The sequence below is a fragment of the Flavobacterium sp. genome (assembly GCF_043780635.1).
Taxonomy (GTDB): domain Bacteria; phylum Bacteroidota; class Bacteroidia; order Flavobacteriales; family Flavobacteriaceae; genus Flavobacterium.
The window spans coordinates 69,149-93,225 of sequence record NZ_JAYWCK010000121.1 but is presented as its reverse complement, the minus strand read 5'-3'; the positions used below and the strand labels follow the sequence as shown (position 1 = coordinate 93,225).

Genomic DNA, 24,077 nt, shown 5'->3' with positions numbered 1-24,077 from the left:
TAAATCCCCAAGAAATTACTCGGTGTGATTTTCATTAATTCTGCTTTTATTTCGGATGAAACTTCCAAAGTGGCAATAAAATTATGAATGGCTTTTTTGTCAATAGCTTCGTTGGTTCTGGTTAAACCTTTCAATGCTTCGTATGGATTTGGATAGGCTTCGCGACGCAAAATCGTTTGAATTGCTTCGGCAACAACTGCCCAATTTTTTTCTAAATCTTCGTGGAATTTTGGTTCGTTCAATAGTAATTTGTTCAATCCTTTCAAAGTGGATTCAAAAGCAATTAAGGTATGTCCGATTGGCACACCAATGTTTCTCAAAACGGTGCTGTCTGTTAAATCGCGTTGCAATCTGGATAAAGGTAATTTAGCTGAAAGATGTTCGAAAATAGCATTTGCCATTCCTAAATTTCCCTCGGAATTTTCAAAATCTATCGGGTTTACTTTGTGTGGCATTGCCGATGAACCAATTTCGCCCGCCTTGATTTTTTGTTTGAAATATTCCATCGAAACATAGGTCCAAATATCACGGTCCAGATCAATGATGATGGTGTTTATTCTTTTTAATGCATCGAAAAAAGCGGCAAAATGATCGTAATGTTCGATTTGTGTAGTTGGGAAGGAGTGATGTAAGCCCAAATTTTCCTCTACAAAATCCCCGCCAAATTTTCTCCAGTCAATTTGTGGATAGGCCACATGATGGGCGTTGTAATTTCCGGTAGCGCCTCCAAATTTTGCTGCAAATGGAATGTTGAACAACAAACGCATTTGCTCTTCTAATCTTTCCACAAAAACACCAATTTCCTTGCCCAAACGTGTTGGCGAAGCAGGCTGACCATGAGTTCTGGCAAGCATTGGAATATCCTTCCATTCAATACTTAAATCTTTCAATTTTGACGTCAAAGTGATTAACGATGGCATATATACTTTCTCGAAAGCTTCTTTTGTTGAAAGCGGAATCGCGGTATTATTGATGTCTTGGGAAGTTAGTCCAAAGTGGATGAACTCTTTGTATTGTGACAATCCCAGTTTTTCGAAAGCGTCTTTGATAAAATATTCGACCGCTTTTACGTCGTGGTTGGTCACTTTTTCGGTTTCTTTTATCCAAAGAGCGTCTTCGGTAGAGAAGTTTTTATAAATGTTGCGTAAACTTTCGAATAAATTCGGATTTACGTCTTTTAGTTGAGGTAATGGAATTTCGCAAAGAGCAATAAAATATTCAATTTCTACCAATACGCGGTATTTTATTAATGCTTCTTCGGAGAAGAATTTTGAAAGTGAACTGGTTTTGCTTCTGTATCTACCGTCGATTGGCGATACGGCGTTTAATTCGTTTAATGTAGTCATTGTTGTTGTGTTGTTAGAAAGTGCAAAAATAGTTATAAGTTATAAGTTTTGAGTTATGTGTTGGGTGTTTTTTTGTCATTTTGAAGAACGAGACCCGAGAGCTATGCTCGAACAGGCGAAGCAAATCGCATTTGTTGCTCTCGTGATGAGATTTGACCTTCGTCGAAATGACAAATTGGCCTATTCTACTTTGCTATTGTAATTTTTTAAGTTCTTTTTGAACGATTTCCATTCCTTTTGAGCCAGTAGTTGCAATCACTTTGATGTCATTTTGTAAATTGTAAATTTCTGCGGGTTTTGGATCAATATAAAAAACCGGAATCGTTGGGTTAGCAAAATTCATCAGGCTTGCAGCTGGATAAACCTGCAAGGAAGTGCCAATGATGACCAAAATGTCGGCATTTTCGACAATTGTCACGGCTTCTTCTAAGGCTGGAACTTCCTCGCCAAACCATACAATATGAGGACGCAACTGATTCCCATTGTCATCGACGTCGCCAAAATTTAAATTGTCTTGCCAATCCAGAATATAGTTTCTGTTTACGGTGCTTCGTACTTTCAACAATTCACCGTGAAGATGTAGAACATTCGAACTTCCGGATTTTTCATGAAGATTATCCACATTTTGGGTAATGATTTGCACATCAAAATCATTTTCAAGTTCGGCCAAAATTTGATGACCGAGATTGGGTTGTACTTCGTATAATTGCTGACGTCTTTGGTTGTAAAAATCAAGAACCATTTTCGGATTTCTATACCAGCCTTCGGGTGTGGCCACATCCTTGACATTGTGTCCTTCCCAAAGGCCTCCGGCATCGCGAAAGGTTTTGATACCGCTTTCGGCACTGATTCCCGCTCCGGTTAAGACGACTAGTTTCTTTTTCATAGTATTTCTTTATCTTTATAATGACAAAATTAGATATTTAAAACTACTCTTTTTTAGTATTTTTACCAAAAATAATTCCGCAACATGATTGATCTCGATTATCTTCATTTTCTCGAAAACATCCTGACCGCAAACCGAAAAAACAAGTTTTTGAAAGTATTGGAAAACAGAACCAAGCATTTTACTATCGCTGTGGAAGATGTTTTCCAAATGCACAATGCCAGTGCTGTTATGCGCAGTTGCGAAATTTTTGGCATTCAGGAGTTGAACGTGATCGAGCAGCGATACGGCAAGAGCATCGACAAGGAAATTGCGATGGGCGCCCAGAAATGGGTTGATATCAATAAATTTGACAATGTTACTAATTGTGTGGATACGTTAAAAAATAAAGGCTACCAAATCATTGCCACAACACCACACGAGAATGATTGCCTGCTGGATAATTTTGATATTTCAAAACCTAGCGCCTTGTTTTTTGGAACTGAAAGGGACGGACTGTCAGAAGAGATTTTGCGAAAAGCTGATGGTTTTCTTAAAATTCCGATGGTTGGTTTTACCGAAAGTTTGAATATTTCGGTTTCGGCTGCAATCATCATTCAGAACCTGACGAACAGACTTCGAAATTCTGATATTGAATGGCGTTTATCCGAAGAAGAAATTCTAGTCAAGAGATTAGCTTGGGCCAAAAATTCTATAAAAGATATCAAAAGAATAGAAGAAAGATATTTTTCTGAATTATAGAAGAAGCCTTATATAAACTATTTTTTATCGACGAAAAGCATTGCCCTTGTAATTTAAAGAGTATTTTCTCCTTTCAACGATTTTAATATTTTTAATAAGATATTGTTTATACGTTTGTTATGAAATTTTTAAACATATCATTTCATGGGCATCAGAAAAACATTTAGCACTTCCTATAGACAAGATTATTTTCAAGGCTATTCAAATGGTATGAATCCATTTCTCCAAAATACTAGTAAAAAAAGTAGTGTGGCTTTTATATCCGGATTTAATTCTGGAAGGATGGATTATGAAGAAATGAATGGTCAAATTGCAAAAGGAATCCCTAAGCGAATAGTTACTATTAAAGTTCTAGAAGAATTTCTTTTGGCAGGTTTACTTGGATTGAGGTTAGAAGACACTAATGATTTTACTTCATTTCAGCTTAATGTTATATCTAAATGGTATCAAAGTGGTATTGAGAAATATGATCCAATCCATAGTGTTTATCTTTTTGATGTATTGGAAGAAATTGGAATAGAAATTGAATAACTCTATTTGCCGAGTCTTTTTTAAGTTTGGTTGGGGTTAATTATAAAAACTTCTTTAATTAGTCATAGCATTATGCACTTTCGTCAAACATAATTTCGTCTGAACTGCCTATTTTATATAAAGGTTTCTCAATGGGTAATGTAAAATAAAAAGAGGAACCTTCACCTTCGATACTTTCTACCCATATTTCACCACCGTTTTTTTCTAAAAAGCCTTTTACCAATAACAATCCAATTCCAGCTCCTTTATTTTTTTTTCTTGTTTCTGAAAGGGTTTTCATTTGTGGTGTAAAAAGTTTTTCCATTATTTCTTTGGACATTCCGATTCCAGTATCCTTTACCTGAACAATAATTTTATCCTCTTTGCTTTTTGCTGAAACCGTTATTGTTCCTCCTTTTCCTGTATGTTTTATGGCATTTGAAACAATATTTTGAATGATGGAAATTAACATTTTACCATCTGCAAATACAGAAGTATCAGCTTCAATTTCATGATGAAGATTTATCGTGTTTATTGAAGCAGTTTCATTTAAAGTTTCAAAAACCTTATCAATGTATTCGGTTAGTTTTATTTTTGTTGGAGAAAACACGTCTGATGCATATTTTATTCTAGCCCATTCTACTAGATAGTCTAACATTTCTAATTCATCCGTTGATGATTTATAAAGCAAGTCAAGCATTTCCTGAACGCTTTCGGGCTTCATTTTATGAAAATTTTCTTTTAGATATTTTGCAGTTCCAATAATAGCTGACAACGGACTTCTTAAATCGTGTGAAAGTATTGCCAGAACACTCTCTTTATGAGTATTTAGCTCTTCTAGTTCTTTTACATATTTTTTTATAGCATCCTCTGATTGTTTTCTATCTGTTAAGTCGCGCAAAATTTTAACATAACCCAGCATTTCGCCGTCTAAACCGATAAGTGGAAAAACTAACCCATAAGCATAAAACAAGCTCTTGTCTTTAGCAATGTGCCATCTATTATCTGTTGCTCTGCCTTCTTTTAAAGCTGTTTCAATTTCTTTTTTTGGAATTTCTTTTATTATATCCTCGTCAGTGAATATTAAGTCAAAAGGTTCTCCAATAACTTCATCTGTTTCGTAACCAAATATTTTTGTCGAGCCAGCACTCCAACTATTTATTATGAATTCTTTGTCTAATGTAAAAATTGAATAATCTTGTAAGCTGTCTATTATTTGGCTATAAAACTCTGTAGTTGGTATGTATTTTTTTTTAAGAATTTTTTGATTATCTTCCATTGGAATTATTTTAGTTATAGTATTGAATTGTTATTTTGTGTATCTTCATTCGTTTATAAACGAAAAAAAACTTTGTAAATCTACCTAAAATATATGAGATTGGCGAAGGTTTGTTTTGCTTTACATTTTATCAAATGTAAGCATATTTTTTCACCAATCATCAAAAGGATTTTTAATCTACTGAATACTTTTTTCAGTATAAGAGACAAATAAAAAAAATCCCTGACCGTTTGCACAATCAGGGATTAAGCTTGTTTTTATTTGTTTATTATTTCCTTTTCAAGATTTTATATTCTTCATAGCAAGAGCTAATCGCATCCAAGATTTGAAGATCATTGGCAGTTTTTACAAACGATTCGGAGTAATTGCAGCGTTCGAGAATTTCGGCAATTTCTTTTTTATCAACACCCAGAAGTACTGCAATTGTTTCTCGATCATACTTAGTTTCCAAAAGATTTCGAACGGTATCGTCCTTCTTCATTTCTTTCAATCTTTTGAGTTCGTAGGGTTTTTTACCAAAGAAATTATAAAGTGCATCAGCAGGATTAAAGATGGAACCCATCACTTTTCCGAAAGCATTTGGCGAATATTCTCCGGCTTCGTAACCTTCGGTCAGACCTGAAATACTATAACGATAATTTTCTTTAACGGGAATTAATTTTGAATCCACTTCAATATAACCAGTTAAGTTATAACGCCCAACGATTACTTCTTCGAGCGCGTATGCCTTTTCAGTAAGTTGAATAGTAGTGGTTTTAGTTTTTACCCAGTCATTGGTAACTTTAATTCTTAGGGATTGAAATCCAATACAGCTAATATGCAAAGTGTCATTTACGGATACTGAAAGTTCAAAATTACCTCTTCCGTCAGTAGTGGTACCCCTAACTTTATTGATGTTGATGATATTTACATTCGGTAAAGGGAATTTCGTGTTATCGTTTATAATAGTACCAGAAACTTTTTGGGCTGGTTCAATAACTTGTGAAAAAGCTGTTGAGGAGAGTATTAAAAAAAAGAAAACTACAAAATATTTCATAAACTGGTTTAAAACTTTAAAAGTAATAAAACGGGATTAAATATTTTGTAGTTTCAGTATAATTATAAGAAAATTAACAAAATGTGTTAACTTCTTCTTGGTCTTCTTTCTCTTGGTGCATCGCCAAAACTTTCAGAACGTCTTACTGGTCTTTCTGAAGAACCACCTTCACGTCTTGGAGCCTCAGATGATCTTGGAGCTCTTTCAGAGAAACCGCCAGTTCTTGGAGCTGATGCGCTTCTTGGTCCAAAACCACCTTCACGTGGAGCTGAGCTTCTGTCGCTTCTAAATCCTCCGCCAGAACCTTCACGTCTTGGAGCAAAATTCCCTTCTCTTCTTGGAGCTGAACCTCTATCACCACCTGAACGACCTCCGCCAAAACCACCAGAACTTCTTCCGTTGTGATCTCTTCTTCCGCCACCTTCGTTTTTAGAAATTTCCACATTGATACGACGTCCTTCTAATTGTACGTTGTTCAATATTTCCATTACTTTATCAGTATGTTCTGGATCTGTGTTAAAGAAAGAGAAACCTTCTTTTACATCCACTTTGAAAACGTCATCACGACCTAAGTCTAAGGTTTCTTTTAAGTAATCTTTCAATGACATCCAGTCGAAATTATCTCTGGAACCAATGTTTACAAAGTATCTTGTGGCACCACCATTGTTATTTTCTCTTGGAGCACCATCTCTGTCATCACGTTCTCTTCTTTCTGAACCTGAAGATTGAGAAGAAAGATCTCTTGTTTTCTTGTAGTAATTGATGAAACGGTTAAATTCAACAGAAACCATTTTCTTGATCAATTCTTCTTTAGATAAACCTTCTAATACATTGTTGATAGCTGGAAGATAGTTGTCAATTTCGTGATCAACTTCAGTATCTTTAATCTTGTTTGCTAAGTGCAACAACTGAATTTCGCAGATTTCGATTCCAGATGGAATTGTTTTTTCTTCGAATTTCTGTTTGATGATTCTTTCGATAGAAGAGATCTTGCGGATTTCACTTTTAGTTACAATAACGATAGAAGTTCCCAATTTTCCTGCACGACCTGTTCGGCCTGATCGGTGTGTATAGGTTTCAATTTCGTCAGGTAATTGATAGTTTACTACGTGAGTAATGTTATCAACGTCAATTCCACGCGCAGCCACATCAGTAGCAACAAGCATTTGTATTTGTCTTCCTCTAAAAGATTTCATTACACCATCACGTTGTGCCTGAGATAAATCTCCGTGCAAAGCGGCGGCATTATAGCCATCTTCAATTAATTTTTCAGCAACAGCTTGTGTATCACGTTTCGTTCTACAAAAAACCACTGAGAAAATGTCTGGATTAGCATCAGCTAAACGTTTCAAAGCTTCGTAACGGTCACGTGCATTTACTAAGTAAAATTCGTGTGAAACCGTTGCTGAACCTGAATTTTTAGCACCAACAGTAATTTCTACCGGATTGTGCATAAATTGTTTAGCAATTCTGGCTACTTCTGCCGGCATTGTAGCCGAGAATAACCAAGTGCTTTTTTCGTCTGGAGTTGTTGAAAGGATGTTTACGATGTCTTCGTAGAAACCCATATTCAACATTTCGTCTGCTTCGTCAAGGATACAATAATTAATCTGAGTAATGTTTACCAATCCTCTGTTAATCATGTCCTGCATTCTACCTGGAGTTGCCACAATAATTTGCGCGCCTCTTTTGATGTCCCTAGCTTGGTCAGTAATACTTGCACCACCATAAACAGCCACTACATTAATACCTTTTTCGTATTTTGAGTAGTTTTTAATCTCGTTTGTAATCTGCAAACATAGTTCGCGGGTAGGTGATAAAATTAACGCCTGTGTATTTCTGTTGTTGGCATCAATTTTTTGAATGACTGGAAAACCGAAAGCTGCCGTTTTCCCTGTCCCTGTCTGAGCCAACGCAACTAAATCAATGTCTTGTTCCAATAATAGGGGAATCGCTTTCTCCTGTACTTCGGTCGGATTCTCAAATCCTAGATCGATAATCGCACGTTGTAGCGATTCACTCAATCCTAATTGTTCAAATTTATTCATATATGTTTTTAAAATTTGGTGCAAAAGTACGGTTAAATAACGAGATAATCTAATGGAAAATTTAGATTTAAGATTTTATTGTTATTTGAAAATCAATTAGTTAGTTTTTTAAGAACGCTATAAGTTGTTCCGTTGCCTTCCCACGATGGCTGATAACTCCTTTTTCTTCGATCGAAAGTTGTGCAAAAGTAACCTCAAAACCCGCAGGTTTGAAGATGGGATCGTAGCCAAAACCCTGATTTCCTGTTTTTTCCAAAGTGATTTTGCCAAAAGCAATTCCTGTAAAAAGATGTTGTTTTCCGTTTAAATGTAAGGCAATTACTGTTTTAAACTGAGCTTTTCTGTTGGTTTCATTGGATAATGCATCTAATAATTTATTCATATTGTCTTCGGAACTGCGTTGTTCGCCAGCATATCGTGCTGAGAAAACTCCGGGTTCGCCGTTTAATGCTTCTACTTCCAGTCCAGTATCATCGGCAAAGCAATCATATCCGTATTTTTCGGTTACATAATTAGCTTTCATAATGGCATTTTCTTCTATGGTTGCTGCTGTTTCCGGAATTTCTTCGAAACAACCGATACTTTCCAAACTGATAATGACAATAGTTGATGGAAGCATTTGTTGGACTTCTAGTATTTTATTTTTATTATTGGTAGCAAAAACAAGTTTCATTATTTGATATAGAATTGATGAATGACAAAGATACAAAGTTTCGAAAATAGTTTATGAAGTACAATTGTTAATTTAAAGTAGTTGGATTTTGTAACCTGTGGATCCTTATTATACTGATATTTTGGGTTCAAATAAAGTAATAATATTCTTTATTTTTTAAATTGAATTCTATGAAAATAACGATTATTGGTATAAAATAGAGGGCAAAATACGTTTCTTGATTATTTTTATTTATTATTGTAATTCAAACCAAATTAGAAAGACAATGAAAAAAGCATGTTTATTATTCGTTTCGGTATTAATTTTTGGAGTTTTGTTTACATCTTGCACGAAAGATGATAGCGGGCCTGTTGATATGAATTTAATTGAAGGAAAGTGGAATTTCAATAAATCAACTGCAACTTCCAGTGGGATTACAATACCTTACCCAACATCATATTTTAAAAATGAGGATGGGTGTACTAAAGACTATGTTGATATTAAAACAGGAGGTATTGTGAAATATGCTGATTATTCATTAAATTGTGTATTAATAGAAAAAGATGGGACTTGGACACAAAGCGGAAATACTATAACAATTAACGTTACTGGTACTAGTTTTAATGGAACTTTTAATGTTGCAAGTCTATCAGCAACCGAATTAATATTGAAAATTGATGGAACCTACCAAGGAAATTCAGGTACATTTAATCTGTATTTTACAAGATGATAATTTAGATGTTAGAAAGTAATCAAAAACTGATAAATTTTAAAATGTGAAAACAGTTGCGTTAATTAATAGTTAAAGTTTTGATTTTTATAGAGTTATAAAAAAAATTAAATGTATATTTGCATTGTTGTTTTGATTAACTACTTGAGTATATCAATCTGAACTGAGAAGATTATTCAATAAGTCAACCACCGAAAGGAACAAAGTTGATAATGGTGAATCAAAATCTACATAAGGAGGTCTGTAAAAAGACCTCCTTTTTTTGTTTTTAGGACACTGATGATTTGTAGTTGCGGTTAGCAGCTATTTTTTTTATATTTGAAATAACGCACCAATTTTTTATAAAATATTTTGAATTTAACCATTTTAAATCCATTTTCCAAAATATTTAAATCAGCAGCGTTAATGTGTTGTTAAAGCTTTCAATTTTAAATTTTTAATATAAATTATTTGTATATTTGAATGTAGTTTTGATTAATTACTTGAGAATGTCTATTTCATAAGGGAATATGTCAACTCATAATCGGCCATATCAGTAACGGTATGAGTCAATAATGGTAAATCAGAATTTACGATTGGAGGTCTGTAAAAAGACCTCCTTTTTTTGTTTATAATTGACTTAGATTTTCTATTAGAAATGAGAAGACTTTTTTATAAAATAATTTCAATTTCAACAATTCAAATGCATTATTAATAATTTATAAAACAGCAGCGTTAATGTGATGTTAAAACGTGAAATTTTGATTATTGAATAAAAATTAATTGTATATTTGAATGTGGTTTTGATTAATTACTTGAGTCTATCAATCTGCAAAAGAAAGGTTATTCAATAGTCAGCTACCGTAAGGTGTTAAGTTGATAATGGTAAATCAAAATCTACGATGGGAGGTCTATAAAAAGACCTCCTTTTTTTGTTTTTAAAATTCAGTATTCTAACTATAACGCAATCTCACAAAAACATGTTTGATTCCTTTTTTGTCGGATTCTCTTTCGTCTATTTCGAGAATATCAGTTAAAGATTTTAGCATTGGAGTCAGTTTTGAAAATCCGTAATTTCGAGGATCGAATTCGGGTTTTTTCTTCACGATGAGGTTTCCCACATCACCAAGAAATGCCCAACCATCATCATCACCAATAGCTTCTAATGTGTCTTCTATAAGTTCTATGGTTTGATTGTCGATTTTGGCGGGAGTTTCTTTTTGCTGCAACTGTTCGCTATTGCTCGGATCTATTGATTTTTTAGAATCTGTGGCAGGAGTTATAGCACGTTTTGGTAATTTCTTTTTGATAGCGCCATCCAGAACTTCAATATAAATAAATCTATCGCAAGCAACTATGAAGGAATTAGGTGTTTTCTTTTCGCCAATTCCAATGACTTTCATTCCGGATTCTCGCAAACGAATTGCCAATCGCGTAAAATCGCTATCGCTGGAAACGATGCAAAATCCATCGACTTTATCGGAATACAACAAATCCATTGCATCGATAATCATCGCTGAATCCGAAGAGTTTTTCCCAACGGTGTAACTGTATTGTTGAATAGGGGTAATGGCGTGTTCCAATAAAACACTTTTCCATCCGCCAGCATTTGGTTTTGTCCAATCGGCATAAATTCGTTTTGTTGTGGGCGTTCCGTATTTGGCAATTTCCTCCATCATTCCTTTTACATTGCTGTAAGGAACATTGTCCGCATCAATAAGGACGGCGAGTTTTAATTCTTTGGTATCTTGTGGCATATTTAAAAAATCTAATATTCTTTCAAATATACAAAGTTTATTGTGAAAACGAGTTTTTAGCCCTGATAGAAACGGCATCCCAAGCTTTTGGGCTTGGATAGAGTGGATGGCAGGAAACGACTCCTAAAAATAAATTTGCTTTAAAGACTATAATAAATTTTAAATAATTAATTTTGCAACCTCTTAAAATTAATATTAGTATTTCATTATATTATGGTAAAAGATTTATTCGAAAGAATTCAAAACAATAAAGGTCCATTAGGAAAATGGGCTTCGCAGGCAGAAGGTTATTTTGTTTTTCCAAAACTAGAAGGGGAACTAGGACCAAGAATGCAGTTTCACGGAAAAGATATCCTGAACTGGAGTCTGAATGATTATCTAGGTCTTGCGAATCATCCGGAAGTGCGTAAAGCCGACACAGAAGCGGCGATTGCTTATGGTGCAGCGTACCCAATGGGTGCCAGAATGATGTCTGGTCATACAAAATATCACGAACAATTAGAGAAAGAATTGGCTGCTTTTGTAATGAAAGAATCAGCTTATTTATTGAATTTTGGTTATCAGGGAATGGTGTCTATTATTGATGCCTTGGTTACCAGAAATGATGTAATTGTTTATGATGTCGATGCCCATGCTTGTATTATTGACGGTGTTCGTTTGCATAGCGGAAAACGTTTTACTTACAAGCACAACGACATTGAAAGTATGGAGAAAAACCTGAAACGTGCGACAAAATTGGCGAAGGAATTAGGAGGTGGAATTCTTTTTATTACCGAAGGTGTTTTCGGGATGCGCGGTCAACAAGGCAAGTTGAGAGAAATTGTGGAAATGAAAAAGAAATACAATTTCCGATTGTTAGTTGATGATGCACACGGTTTTGGAACTCTTGGAGCTACTGGAGCCGGAGCCGGCGAGGAACAAGGCGTTCAGGACGATATAGACGTTTACTTTTCGACTTTTGCAAAATCAATGGCCAATATTGGTGCTTTCGTTGCAGCTGATAAAGATATAATTGATTATTTAAAATATAATTTACGTTCTCAAATGTTTGCCAAAGCTTTGCCAATGATTCAAACCATTGGGTCCTTGAAACGTTTGGAATTGTTGCGTGAATCCTCTGAGATAAAAGATAAACTTTGGGTAAATGTGAATGCATTGCAAAGTGGTTTAAGAGAAAAAGGATTCAACATTGGTGACACCAATACTTGTATTACACCAGTTTACTTAGAAGGAAGTATTCCGGAAGCGATGATTATGGTGAACGATTTGAGAGAGAATTATGGAATTTTCTTGTCGATTGTAGTGTATCCTGTTATTCCAAAAGGAATGATTTTGTTAAGAATGATTCCAACAGCTTCTCACACAATTGCTGATATTGATGAAACACTATCAGCTTTTGAAGCGATTCGTGAGAAATTGCAAAATGGGACGTACAAAGAAATCGCCGACAGAACTACGGTCGATGTTTCATAAGAAGTGATTAGTTTATAAGCTAAAAGTACTATTATTTCTTGGATTTTTTATTTAACACTGAAGCCTGCTGTCTGCTATCTGAACCCTTATGTAAGTATCTGAGCAGCGTGAGCCTTTGTTTTCACTTCCGAAATTACTTCATCGATAATTCCATTTTCATCAATCACAAAAGTAGTTCTATGAATACCGTCATATTCTTTTCCCATAAACTTTTTGGGTCCCCAAACTCCAAAAGCCTGTATTACTGATTTATCCTCATCAGCCAATAAAGGGAAGGGGAAATCGTATTTTTCCTTGAATTTGGCTTGGGCTTTTGCCCCATCGGCACTTACTCCTAAAAGGGCATAGTTATTAGCTTGAAAACGCTCAAAATTATCTCTTAAATCACAAGCTTCGGCAGTGCAGCCTGGTGTGTTTGCTTTTGGATAAAAGAAAACCACTAGCTTTTTTCCTTTGTAATCAGCTAATTTATGAGAAATTCCATCCTGGTCAGTTCCTGAAAAATTGGGAGCTTTATCCCCTTTTTTTAATGTTGTCATAATTGGGTGTTTTAGGTTTGCCCCAGATTAGAGTGAAAACCCCGGAGTTTTTGAAGTTAATTTTTTCTTGAAATAGCAAAGCGACCAAAGTAAGCTCTTGCTATTGTTTAGAAAAAAAACTACAAAGACGAGGAGTTGAAACGAAAAGCTGGATTAGGCACATAATAAAAATTAGAGTAATTTTACGACTCAAATTTAATGAAAAATGACCAAACCAGAACGTGCAACATTTGTTATAAATACGTTAAAAGAATTGTACCCCAATGTTCCAATCCCTTTAAATCATAAAGATCCATATACTTTGCTGATTGCGGTTTTGCTTTCGGCACAATGTACGGATGTTCGTGTCAATCAAATCACGCCTTTGCTTTTTGCCAAAGCAGATAATCCTTATGATATGATAAAAATGACGGTCGAGGAAATAAAAGATATTATTAGACCTTGTGGTTTATCGCCAATGAAGTCGAAAGGAATTCACGGTTTGTCTCATATATTGATTGATAAACACGGGGGAAATGTTCCTCAGAGTTTTGAAAGTTTGGAAGAATTACCAGCCGTGGGCCATAAAACAGCGAGTGTTGTTATGTCTCAAGCTTTTGGTTTCCCCGCTTTTCCGGTTGACACACACATTCACAGATTAATGTATCGGTGGAATTTATCAAGTGGAAAAAATGTAGTTGAAACCGAAAAAGATGCCAAACGCATTTTTCCAATAGACACTTGGAATGATTTGCATCTTCAAATGATTTGGTATGGTCGCGAATATTCTCAGGCAAGAGGTTGGGATTTAGAGAAAGATATCATTACCAAAATGATAGGCAGAAAATCTGTTTTGGAAGAATATTATACAAAAACATCCCGATGATTTTCGGGATGTTTTTCTAATTAGCCATAACTTCGAAACTCATAGTTTTCCCATTTATTATACTCAACGCTTTTGAATAATTTAATAAAAAAGAAATGGTCTCTTTTTTGGGTTTCATTGTAGGTATTTCTAATGTTTTTTTAAAGTAAATTTTTGCCATAAAGTAATAAAGTTTTTGTTTTTTATTACAACGCAATAATTTTCAGTATAGTATTAATTCGTTAAAATAATTTGATGTTTGTCAATAACTTTTCTCATATTCATTAGAGCATAACGCATTCGTCCCAAGGCGGTATTAATGCTAACTCCTGTTATTTCTGAGATTTCCTTGAAACTCATATCTTGGTACATTCGCATAATCAATACTTCTTTTTGATCTGCAGGAAGTTCCTCTATTAGTTTTTTTAAGTCAATTTCGACCTGTTCCCGTATGATTTTATTTTCTATCGTGAGCGAATCATCAGACATAATTGAAAAAATGGAAAATTCCTCTGTTTCTCTGAACATTGGCATTTTTTTGTTTTTTCGATAATGGTCAATAATAAGATTGTGGGCAATTCGCATTACCCAAGGCAAGAATTTACCTTCCTCATTATAGGCTTTTGATTTTAAAGTTTTGATAACTTTAATAAAAGTGTCTTGAAATATATCATTCGAAATGTCTCTATCCGAAATTTTCGAATATATAAAACCAAATATTTTCGATTGATGTCTATTGATTAATAGTGTTAAAGCATTTTCATCCCCTTCAACATAATTTTTTACCAATAAAGAGTCTGGTAGTTGAATATTAGCCATAGTTATACGTTTTAGTTTTAATGAAATTGGTGCAATTTTATCTAAAAAGTAGTTCTATATAATAGGCTAATGTGTTTTTGTGGTTTATTATTTGTCAAATTTAACAAAAATTTATCTTAAGAAGCAAGTAAAAAGAAAAATAATTAATTTTTATATATAAAATTCCTTCAAAACTTAATAGTACTTAATTCATTACTATAGATTTTGATACGTATTGTCACTAAGACCTATAATTAACAATAATTTTAATATTTTGAGTTTTATGTAATTTTTTTTACATAAAAAAATTACTATTGATTTTACTCAATAATAATTTTTTGGGCTGATAAAATTAAAAAAAAATTGGTGCTAAATTGACTTTATAAACTTATTTTGTTTTCCATAACTAATTTTTAACTTCTATAGATTCAGCTTTTCTGGCAACTAATTCTTTTTTTATTTCCTTTGCTTTGTCTTCTGTCAAGTCATAATTTCTCATTATCCACATAGCTATCAATGTGCCTAAAATTGGGATACCTGAGTAAAAAATTCTCAAACCAGTTACTGCTCCCTCAGGTTGGGTCGCTGCATCAGCATTAAACCCCACTATCGTCATGATAACACCCGTTAATAATCCTGCTATTGCAAAACCAAATTTAACCATCCACCAATAAATAGCTCCAAAGATTCCTTCCCTTCTTTTACCCGAAGTCAATTCATCCAAATCGCAAACATCAGCTGTCATAGACATCATCAAAGTAAATAAACTTCCGATACCAAAAGAGAAAAAAGGTAAGGCGAACAAAAACATAAAGGGCTTACCTGGAATAAAGAGAAACCAAAGCAAAATATATCCTAAAATAGATATTCCCTGACAGAGTAAAAAGGCATCCTTTTTACCCATTTTTCTAGATATCCAGGCTACTATTGGTATTACTAAAAAAGTAGTTGATAAAGCTCCCACACAACCAAAAAGGGTAGGCCAAATGCCTGCCGCAACAACATTACCATTAAAAAGATAGTAAACCACAATAAAGAAAGAAAATGCAGCTACGGTATTGAAGGCATTAAAAATTAAGAAAGTAGCAATACAAAGTTTTCTGAAAGGTGCACTACTAAAAGCTTCTTTGAAACTCTTAAAAATTTCCTTTAAACTACCTCTTATTGTTTTAAACGTTAATGGAGCAAAACTTTCCTCATTTTTTGTAGACTTGCTTTTAATGAAGATGGCAGGAATCATCGCCAATATCATACACGAAATACCTACCCATATGGCCAAACTTCTTGTGGCTGTATCAGCATTAGGGAACCATTTTGGGTCATACATAACCACCCAAAACCAAGGCGCAATTACCCAGGCCCACTGCCCAATCCATTGTGATATTGCCATAATATTTGTTCGTTCGTGAAAATCATCACTCATTTCATAACCCATAGCCACATAAGGAACACTAAAAATAGATAATCCTAAATAAAACACAAAAGACATTAAAAGGAAGAATACAAAATTATAATTTAGTCCATTTTCTCTATACAATTGCCACATTATAACAAAGGAAATCCCCATAATGATTGCTCCAATAAAAACATAATGTCTTCGTCTTCCCCAAACAGATCGAGTATTATCTGAAATAAAACCCATAATAGGATCTATGAAAGCATCAAATATTCTAGGCAGAAAAAACAAAATGCCCCACATCCAAGCTGGGAAACCTAAATTTTGTACCAATACTACCATGAAAATTCCAAGTGCAGCAGGAAACATTTGGTTAGCTAACATACCTAATCCAAATGCGATTTTTTGACCCATAGGAACCATACCTATTGGGTTTGAAGTATTATTTGACATATTTAAAGTGTTTTAAATTATTTTTTCTATTATTATCAGGGTTTAATTACTATAGTTTGCAATGCTTTTGCATTGATTGAAATCTTTTTTTTCTTATTATTAAGATTAATTTCTAGAGATTGTTGATGTTCTGTAGGATTAAAAACAACCACTGCAATAGTCTTGTCAGGATTTTTTACCGCAGTAACCATAAAATCTTTATCGTTAATCGAGCAGCCTATTTTAACAGCTCCTGGTCTCATAAATTTGCTAAAATGTGCCATTGTGTAATATAAAGGTGTAAAATAAACCTCATCTTTATCGACATCTACTATGACGGGAGCAATACACCAGTTTTTAAACCAATTAGGTCCTCCTTGAGTGTCTAAAACCATATTCCAATCGACCCAACCATCAACCCAATTATTCAAACAGCCAATAATATCAGTAACGTATCTATTTACTGGTGCATATTTTGGGTGCAAATATTTATCGTTTTCACTTGCCCAATCCCAACCCCAATCTGTAGCCTCTTTACTCCAATACCAAGCATCATCTTTCCAATGTGGCACTTCAGAATCCACACAAGCTTCGGTTTGAATTAAATATTTATTGGGTGCTTTTTTGTGGGCATATTGCAATATATCAGGGAAAACTTCATAAGTGCTTTCATACCAATGAATAGCTGTTCCTGCATAATATTTAGATGTATTTTCATCTTTATACATCGAATCTACCCATTCTTTTAATCCTCCTCTGTTTTGGTCATAACCCAATATTTTCACATTGCCTTTGCCTTTGGCTTCTAGAGTTGGTCCTAAATAATTTTGAACAAAACTGGTCATTTCTTCGGGAGAATAAAGCATACTTTCCCAGTTATTTCCGTTACCATTAGGTTCATTTTCAACTGTAATTCCCCAAATATCAATGCCTTCTTGCTTGTAAGCATCGATGTATTTTGAAAAGTATAATGCCCAAGTATAATTGTATTCTGGCAGCAATTTACCTCCAACCCAGTTTTTATTGTCTTTCATCCAAGGCGGAGCTGTCCAAGGCGATGCAATTATTTTGAAACCCTCTTTTGAAATGGATTTTGCTTCCAAAATCATTGAAATGAGGTTGTTATTTTTATCTTCTTCAATAGAAAAATGATCTAAATCTTTATCGCCATCTACCATTGCATAGGCGTAATGCTTCAAAGAAAAATCACAAGAATTTATATGGGTTCTAGTTAATGAATAGTTTGCCCCGCTTTCACTAAAATAAGCATCAATTATTTTTTTATGGTTTTCCTTGCTTAATTTATTTAATAAATAGGCAGATGACTCTGTAAATGCTCCTCCAAAACCTGTAATGGTTTGAAATTTTTCTTCTGGATTTAATACAATTATAAGTGGGTTTTTATTTTCTGAAAATTCAGATATTTTTTTTAAAGAATTTCCTTTGGCAGAAGTTTCATAAACATCAGTTTTCAATTCTTTTGCTACTTTACAACTATTCAAGGTGAATGCCATAATAAAAAATATTATCGAAAATTTAAAAAAACTGAAACTCAAATTAAATTTTTCCATTATTATCTATTATTTGTTTAATAAAGAAGGTGTTTTAACATCCAACAATAAGTCATTTAAATTCCCATTATATGTTTTTGTAATGGATTTTCCATCACGAGTCAACCCTTTAAAAACACCTTTATCTACTAAGTCCCAAAGTCCATATTTTGCTTGACCTTGTAAATTGATTAATCCAAAATGATTTTCTGATCCTAATGGATTAGCATTATCTTTCCATTGTTCATCAAAAGCTTCAAAATAAAAAAGAGTAATTCCTTCTTTATTTGTCCATTCTCTCATTAGTTTATAATACAGAGCTGATTTGTATTCATCTATTGCTTTTGAACCCGTGTTTCCATATTGATCATTAGATAAAGTTGCCCAACCTGTTTCCCCAATGTGAATTTGTTTATCTACTCCTAGAGATTTCATGTGATTTGATACACTATTGTATTGCGTAATTGCATAATCTCTTGCCCGAACCATTGCAGCATCGATTTTCTCCCGTTCAGTTAACTGCTTTTCATTCTCCAAGATTCCCCAAAATTGAGGATTGTAATGCGTATCATGCATTGGATAAGTATGCATCGAAATATAATCGACTGCTTTTATGAGTTGATTTAAATCTTCAACATGATAGTCATTACTACCGCCTCCCCAAGAAGCAAAATTATCAGAAGCTGTTATCCATAGATTTTTGGGTAATTTTCCTTCCTTTTTTAAATTCTGTAAATGATTTACCCATTTTAATATGATACTTGGATCAACATAATAACTCCAGGCCCATTTTACCATCGCTTCATTCCCTACTGAAATGATTTTAACAATCTCAGGATATTCATTTGCTAGTTTTACCGCTTCGGCTATTTCTATAGGATTGCGATCACTATCTTCATTACGGATGAGAGGGTTTGCTGTCCAAGAGTTTTTACAATCTATCCAAGCCCCGAGCATCAAATACATTTCAAAATGGGGATCCTCTTTCTTTAATGCTCTTATTGCTTTTAATAAATTAGAAGTATCTGTATGATGCACATTATAGGTTCTAAGGACTTTAATGTTCATCGCTGACAGAATTTTCAAATCTTCCGTTATTTGAGAAATAGTAGGTTCAATATCCCTTGTTTTATCTCTATACCCACCAAAACACATGGCCTGATAATTTGGATTTCCCAATATTTTTTCAGCCGTAATTTCATTTGACAATTTTAAATTAGTGCTTTTGCAATTGAAAAACAGCACCGACATAAGCATCAGAAGAAAGAAGATTGCGTTTTTTTTCATCAAACTAAATAGTAATAGCCACCATTACTTGAATAATCTCTCCTGTTCTGTCAAATATTTTTTGACTCACCTCACGACTCAAAATCAAAGTTGAAATAGTTTCTATCTCATTATTTTTATATTTTACTTCTATTTGATTCTTATCTGCAATTTTATAAATCATCGGTACTTGACATATAGTAAATGCCAGACTCCCTTTTTCTAATGTTACTGAATAGGGCTTATTTTCAAAATCTATAAAACTTACAGTTTCCTCTTGCTGTAAAAATTGATTTTTGTTTAGCAAAGTAGGTTGAAACATCAGTTGACCACTTTCTACTTTTACGCCCAATTCTCCTTTTCTTGTAAGGACATCTTCTTTTACTTGCCCGGTCATTCCAGGTTGTTGAGCTCCTCTGTGCAAAGGGGTATGTGAGTATGGATCAGTTGGAAATGCTCCGTAAACTTCTGGCGTTTTATGAACGCCTATACCTTTACCTATTTCATCATAATGCAATGACAAAGCCTGAATAACCGCAATATCTTCTTTATCTTTATAGGCTTTTTCAATTACTTCTTGAACAGCCAAATGCAGCTTTGATACCATATGCCAATAAATAGAGCCCAATCCTTCATAGCCATAGAATGTTCCAGATCTGCCCGTAAATGCTTTATGATTAAAAACATCTTCAAAAATTTGGAGTATTTCTTCAGATTCTTTTTCAACCAAAACTTGATATTCTTCTTGATTTTTGAGTTGTCGCAAAGCTCCTTTTAAGTCATTGGCATTATGGAAGTTTCCATTAAAATGATATCCTCCTTTAACATCTCTGTCTACAATGGAATAATTAGCATTAGCAATTAATTTTGCTAATAAAGTTGACTTTTCAATACTTCCTTTTGGAACATTATTTTTTTCTAAAAACTTAGGCAATTCTTTATTCGGATACAAGATATAACTATTTTGATCGGGACGATACAAAGCACTATTTCTTAATGCATTCAGTATTTCTAATGATTCATTGGCATTCAAGTAACCTGAACTTAAAACTGCTACTTGACCCTCGAGCATTTCGCTTAGATTCGAAATAACCACACCATCATTTTTAACAGACATCAAATTATAAGCCTGATACAATTTATCCGGTCTTTGGTTGGCTTTAATAGAATGTTCAATGAAAGCTAAACCTGCCTTTGTGAATGTTTTTAAACCAGCAATAGAATGAGTTCTTTTTTTGCCAGAAAATCCAGTATTATAAACTTGAAAACGATAATCAGAAGCCGCTTTTCCTAATCGGTCTAATATGTTTCTACGGGATTGATTATCAATTTTTCCGGAAAGTAAATGTTCATTTTCTACTAAACATTCTCTAACTTGATGATAAAATTCTACCATTTCATCAGAAATTTTGATAGTTGCTAATTCGGATGATTCTAATATACTTTGGAAAGTTTTTAAAAATCTACGCAAATAACAAAGTGTAACCATAGACACTCCATTTCCTACCAAGGCATTATTCGCATCATTCCATTCCGGACGTTGAGTGTTCATCCATATTCCTCCCTCGGGGATGAAATTTGACATCTTAGCCAAAACGGTTGCTAATATTTTTTCAATGAAATTTACATGATAAATTTCATTGTTATTATCCTCTATCAAAGTACCGTCAGCACCTATTTTTGCTCGATTTTCATTCACTTTTTTCTCCCAACTATGACTGTATTCTATAGTATCTTTTGGGTTTTTCAAGATATCCTGATAGGATTTAATAGTATAGGGTACTGCAGCATATACAAAACATTCTTTATCAAAATAAGAGTTTAGTTTACCCGGAGAAAACTTTTCAATAAATTCTAAAAATTTCAACAAATAAATAATTTGGTGATCCCCCCAATATCCAATATAAGACCAAGGATTATCCGGCTCAATGGCTTCCCAATCAAATCCACTTTTAGTTACTCTGTAGGGATTATATCCGTCGAATGTAGAAGCATTTAGGAATTTAAAAATCATTCCTTCGATAAAATTGGGATAAGCGAAAGCCAAAGCTTCCCAGTTTTGAAATATATCTCTCCAATTTCCTTCGTAATCCAGAATTTTAGAATCATCTACTTCACTTCGAGTATTTATCGAGAATTTATTCCAAGGACGGCTAGGATCGCCATGTCTGCGGCTAAATTTCAGAGGTAAATATTCTGTACATAACCTTACTAAATCGACATCTTTTTGACTTTCGATTAATTGAAGTAAATCGATATAAGAGAATTCATCTTTTAAACCTTTAACAAATGCTTGATTTTTTTCAAACACTTCACTATTTGCTTTTACTAAATATTGTGTAAAATCCTTTTTCCCTATTTGATAATTCTCATCAAAAATTCCTCCTCGCATAATATTAAAAAGAACATTGGCAAAGTGGCGAGTATCAATCAATTTGTCGGCAGTATATTGCAATCCATCAGCAGAAGCATTCAGTGAAATAAGATTTTGTTTCCCTAATTCAACATCTTCGATAAGTTTGTTTTCAATGGTTTTATCATGAATTATTGACTCACAAAGTTGAATAACTTGCGATTGAGTCTGATTTACATTGGCAATAATTTTCCAATCTTTTGAAGTGTTTTGAGGTAAATACAAATCATTAGAGATAAAATACGCTCCTTTTTCCCCTTTAATATCGGTTTCGGCTGTTAGTTTTTGAAGTTTTCTAAAAGCTGGAAGTTGTTTAGAAGATAACAAATGAGTTGAATTTTGCATTCCCATTGACCACACAATATTAGCCTTAAGCGCTTCACTAGGTTCTGCTTTGTCAACTATTATGGCACTAAGGGCAAAAATACCTAAACCACTTGCTGCTTGCAATTCGTTTCTTTTGTATGCATCTACCAGATTACTGGTGCTCATTTGCAAATCACTACTTACACCATGTGGCATAATATTTTGAATGCCATCTAATACCGTAATGTTGTAATTTTTATTTGAATTATTTATGATTTCAGATTTTTTCACAAATCCAAAAATATTACTGGAACTCCATTGGTATCTAAAAGTCAGTTGTAAATCGTTATGAATCTCTTCGAATATAATTTTGTTACCGTAAAAGTTTTTATATAAATTTCTTGTAAGATTATAGTTTTCATTAAAACGTTCTGTAAAAGGTTCCCATAGCAATACGTTCTCATCAAAATGAATTTGAAAAATAGATTTACTACCTGTAATATCAGCAAATTCGGTTATTTTATCATCTGTGTAATATGGAAAAAGTGCAAATTCCGCATTTTTTCTGCCAGCGGTAAGTCCGCCGTTACTCGAAATAAACATCCAATGATTAGAATCACTCACAATGCTCATGAAAAATGGACGCATGGTATCATGATTAGCAATTTTATAATATTTCTCTCCCTGTATTTCGACTATATCCATGTTATTCTATATTAATGTATTATTTCCTTAATCATAAGATGCTTTTCACTTTTAAGAAGCATCCTTTATTTTAATTTTATCAAATTTCTTTTTTAGTTTTTTCAATGACTTACTATTGGTAAAAGGATTAATCTGATGGACTTCTTTTAAAACGTAGTATGCTGATCGTGGATGTAATTGATACATTCCATTATCATTAGCCGAGCCTTTTTCACAAATCCCAAACCATTCTTCATTCATGTTATTTTTCCCCTTTTCAAAATCAAAAGTATACCCACCATTAGCCCAAGATGCATTTGAATCGTGTAGGTCCAAATTTTTTGTTTGCCCATATTTCCACCAACCATCGCTAAACTGGAAGGTAAAACCACCGATACAATTTTCACTTTTACCTAAACCCGCTGCGTTTTCATATATTTCTTTCCAATTCCCTTTAAGAATAGACGCCTGCGCGTTTTGATCTTCTTTATTTGTGAGCACATTAAAAGCATCTGAACCAAATTCAGTTAATAAAACAGGTTTACCATACTCTTTTTTCACTTTTTCAAATAAATCTCCAAATGAAATTCCACGATAAACATTAGTTCCGTATATATCGATATCCGGACATTCTTTTGCTATTAAATCCAAAAAAAGTACATCTCCATTGCAAATTGCAATTGGATGTGAATTGTCAATAATTTTCATAGCCACTGCCGCTTCATTGAATAACGTATACATCGCCTGCGCACGAACAGCAGATTTTCTGTCATTTATAGGGACATCCTCTGTTTCTGCACCCTCCCAAAACAAACCATAATTATTTTCATTACCCAATAAAAACAACAATAACCCCTTGGAGTCTTTATAGTCTCTAGCTAATTGTTTTAGTTCTTTTAATAGCAATTCTCTCGCAAATGCATCAGAATAATCGGTATTTGATACCCATTTACCATTTAAAGTTAAACCGTAGCGACCAAATGTGTGATTTATCATTGTATAGATCCCGTAATTTGTATAGATGTATTCAATCCATTTTTTTGGAATACCTGAATATACTCGTATCGCATTCACACCCATATTTTTTAATAGTGGCATCTCATTGTCCAATGCTTTTTGAATCATACTTTCCGGTTGCTCCCACAAAACATATGTGTAGTTTTTTCCAATGGGAAAATAATCCCAGTTCATCCCATTTATAACTAGATCTTTACCATTTACTTTAAGCTTTAAGCCATCTGCATTTTTATCGATTTCTACTTTGTCACCCTGCGCAATTACTGTTGTAACATTACTTTTATTCTTGTCAGCTATTTTTTTTCCTTTTGTATTGGCACAATTAGACAAAAACAAAATCATCATTAACGGAAAAGCACTTTGCTTTATGAATCTTCTATATTGATTTATCATAT

Annotated in this window: 20 protein-coding genes; 5 read left to right on the top strand and 15 right to left on the bottom strand. The window is 33.6% G+C overall.

Features of this window, described 5'->3' with window-relative positions; all coding sequences use genetic code 11:
• Positions 1 to 1,346 (bottom strand): adenylosuccinate lyase (purB, locus tag ACH2BV_RS10895; protein WP_395050755.1); only part of this gene is annotated, 1,346 nt, incomplete at its 3' end.
• 193 nt (positions 1,347 to 1,539) lie between these two features.
• Positions 1,540 to 2,232 carry an NAD-dependent deacetylase gene (locus ACH2BV_RS10890; RefSeq protein WP_395050754.1) on the bottom strand — a complete coding sequence of 231 codons (693 nt, stop codon included), beginning with the start codon at positions 2,230 to 2,232 and terminating at the stop codon, positions 1,540 to 1,542.
• An 84-nt stretch (positions 2,233 to 2,316) separates the two neighbouring features.
• On the opposite strand from ACH2BV_RS10890, the gene ACH2BV_RS10885 reads away from it, so the two are divergent.
• Both ACH2BV_RS10885 and ACH2BV_RS10880 read left to right on the top strand, forming a co-directional pair.
• Positions 2,317 to 2,973 carry a TrmH family RNA methyltransferase gene (locus ACH2BV_RS10885; protein WP_395050753.1) on the top strand — a complete coding sequence of 219 codons (657 nt, stop codon included), beginning with the start codon at positions 2,317 to 2,319 and terminating at the stop codon, positions 2,971 to 2,973.
• Positions 2,974 to 3,117: 144 nt separating this feature from the next.
• Entirely contained in the window at positions 3,118 to 3,504 is a 387-nt protein-coding gene (locus ACH2BV_RS10880) for a hypothetical protein (protein WP_395050752.1), read from the top strand.
• A 70-nt stretch (positions 3,505 to 3,574) separates the two neighbouring features.
• Here the strand turns inward: ACH2BV_RS10880 and ACH2BV_RS10875 are convergent, their stop codons facing one another.
• The 4 genes from ACH2BV_RS10875 to ACH2BV_RS10860 form a co-directional block, all read right to left on the bottom strand.
• On the bottom strand, positions 3,575 to 4,762 hold the full coding sequence (locus tag ACH2BV_RS10875; RefSeq protein WP_395050751.1) for an ATP-binding protein: 1,188 nt from the start codon (positions 4,760 to 4,762) through the stop codon (positions 3,575 to 3,577).
• 268 nt (positions 4,763 to 5,030) lie between these two features.
• Positions 5,031 to 5,798, bottom strand: coding sequence for a carboxypeptidase-like regulatory domain-containing protein (locus tag ACH2BV_RS10870; protein WP_395050750.1), 768 nt, complete (start codon positions 5,796 to 5,798; stop codon positions 5,031 to 5,033).
• An 86-nt stretch (positions 5,799 to 5,884) separates the two neighbouring features.
• Positions 5,885 to 7,846 (bottom strand): DEAD/DEAH box helicase, encoded by a 1,962-nt coding sequence (locus tag ACH2BV_RS10865; RefSeq protein ID WP_395050749.1) that lies wholly within the window; start codon positions 7,844 to 7,846, stop codon positions 5,885 to 5,887.
• Positions 7,847 to 7,946: 100 nt separating this feature from the next.
• Positions 7,947 to 8,519 carry a non-canonical purine NTP diphosphatase gene (locus ACH2BV_RS10860; RefSeq protein ID WP_395050748.1) on the bottom strand — a complete coding sequence of 191 codons (573 nt, stop codon included), beginning with the start codon at positions 8,517 to 8,519 and terminating at the stop codon, positions 7,947 to 7,949.
• Between the two features lie 265 nt (positions 8,520 to 8,784).
• Here ACH2BV_RS10860 and ACH2BV_RS10855 point away from each other — a divergent pair, with 265 nt between their 5' ends.
• On the top strand, positions 8,785 to 9,228 hold the full coding sequence (locus ACH2BV_RS10855; protein WP_395050747.1) for a lipocalin family protein: 444 nt from the start codon (positions 8,785 to 8,787) through the stop codon (positions 9,226 to 9,228).
• Positions 9,229 to 10,160: 932 nt separating this feature from the next.
• On the opposite strand, the gene ACH2BV_RS10850 is transcribed toward ACH2BV_RS10855, so the two are convergent.
• Positions 10,161 to 10,964: an NYN domain-containing protein gene (locus ACH2BV_RS10850; RefSeq protein ID WP_395050746.1), complete on the bottom strand. Its 804-nt coding sequence runs from the start codon at positions 10,962 to 10,964 to the stop codon at positions 10,161 to 10,163.
• 213 nt (positions 10,965 to 11,177) lie between these two features.
• Here ACH2BV_RS10850 and ACH2BV_RS10845 point away from each other — a divergent pair, with 213 nt between their 5' ends.
• Positions 11,178 to 12,437, top strand: a complete 1,260-nt coding sequence (locus ACH2BV_RS10845) for an aminotransferase class I/II-fold pyridoxal phosphate-dependent enzyme (protein WP_395050745.1) — start codon at positions 11,178 to 11,180, stop codon at positions 12,435 to 12,437.
• 86 nt (positions 12,438 to 12,523) lie between these two features.
• Here the strand turns inward: ACH2BV_RS10845 and bcp are convergent, their stop codons facing one another.
• Positions 12,524 to 12,976: a thioredoxin-dependent thiol peroxidase gene (gene bcp / locus ACH2BV_RS10840; protein ID WP_395050744.1), complete on the bottom strand. Its 453-nt coding sequence runs from the start codon at positions 12,974 to 12,976 to the stop codon at positions 12,524 to 12,526.
• Positions 12,977 to 13,181: 205 nt separating this feature from the next.
• Between bcp and nth the strand changes: the two genes are divergently transcribed.
• Complete coding sequence (gene nth, locus ACH2BV_RS10835; protein ID WP_395050743.1) at positions 13,182 to 13,841, top strand: endonuclease III domain-containing protein; 660 nt, start codon at positions 13,182 to 13,184, stop codon at positions 13,839 to 13,841.
• A 16-nt stretch (positions 13,842 to 13,857) separates the two neighbouring features.
• Here nth and ACH2BV_RS10830 read toward each other — a convergent pair whose 3' ends face one another.
• From ACH2BV_RS10830 to ACH2BV_RS10800, 7 genes are all read right to left on the bottom strand, one after another.
• On the bottom strand, positions 13,858 to 14,001 hold the full coding sequence (locus ACH2BV_RS10830; RefSeq protein WP_395050742.1) for a hypothetical protein: 144 nt from the start codon (positions 13,999 to 14,001) through the stop codon (positions 13,858 to 13,860).
• A 53-nt stretch (positions 14,002 to 14,054) separates the two neighbouring features.
• Positions 14,055 to 14,639 carry an RNA polymerase sigma factor gene (locus ACH2BV_RS10825; protein WP_395050741.1) on the bottom strand — a complete coding sequence of 195 codons (585 nt, stop codon included), beginning with the start codon at positions 14,637 to 14,639 and terminating at the stop codon, positions 14,055 to 14,057.
• Positions 14,640 to 15,024: 385 nt separating this feature from the next.
• Complete coding sequence (locus ACH2BV_RS10820; protein ID WP_395050740.1) at positions 15,025 to 16,467, bottom strand: MFS transporter; 1,443 nt, start codon at positions 16,465 to 16,467, stop codon at positions 15,025 to 15,027.
• A gap of 35 nt (positions 16,468 to 16,502) precedes the next feature.
• The gene (locus ACH2BV_RS10815; protein ID WP_395050739.1) at positions 16,503 to 17,960 is read right to left on the bottom strand and encodes a glycoside hydrolase family 30 beta sandwich domain-containing protein; all 1,458 of its coding nucleotides are present in this window, start codon (positions 17,958 to 17,960) and stop codon (positions 16,503 to 16,505) included.
• Between the two features lie 66 nt (positions 17,961 to 18,026).
• The gene (locus ACH2BV_RS10810) at positions 18,027 to 19,283 is read right to left on the bottom strand and encodes a glycosyl hydrolase family 17 protein (protein ID WP_395050738.1); all 1,257 of its coding nucleotides are present in this window, start codon (positions 19,281 to 19,283) and stop codon (positions 18,027 to 18,029) included.
• Between the two features lie 4 nt (positions 19,284 to 19,287).
• On the bottom strand, positions 19,288 to 22,686 hold the full coding sequence (locus ACH2BV_RS10805) for a hypothetical protein (protein WP_395050737.1): 3,399 nt from the start codon (positions 22,684 to 22,686) through the stop codon (positions 19,288 to 19,290).
• Positions 22,687 to 22,737: 51 nt separating this feature from the next.
• Complete coding sequence (locus ACH2BV_RS10800; RefSeq protein ID WP_395050736.1) at positions 22,738 to 24,075, bottom strand: hypothetical protein; 1,338 nt, start codon at positions 24,073 to 24,075, stop codon at positions 22,738 to 22,740.
• Between the last annotated feature and the right edge of the window lie 2 nt (positions 24,076 to 24,077).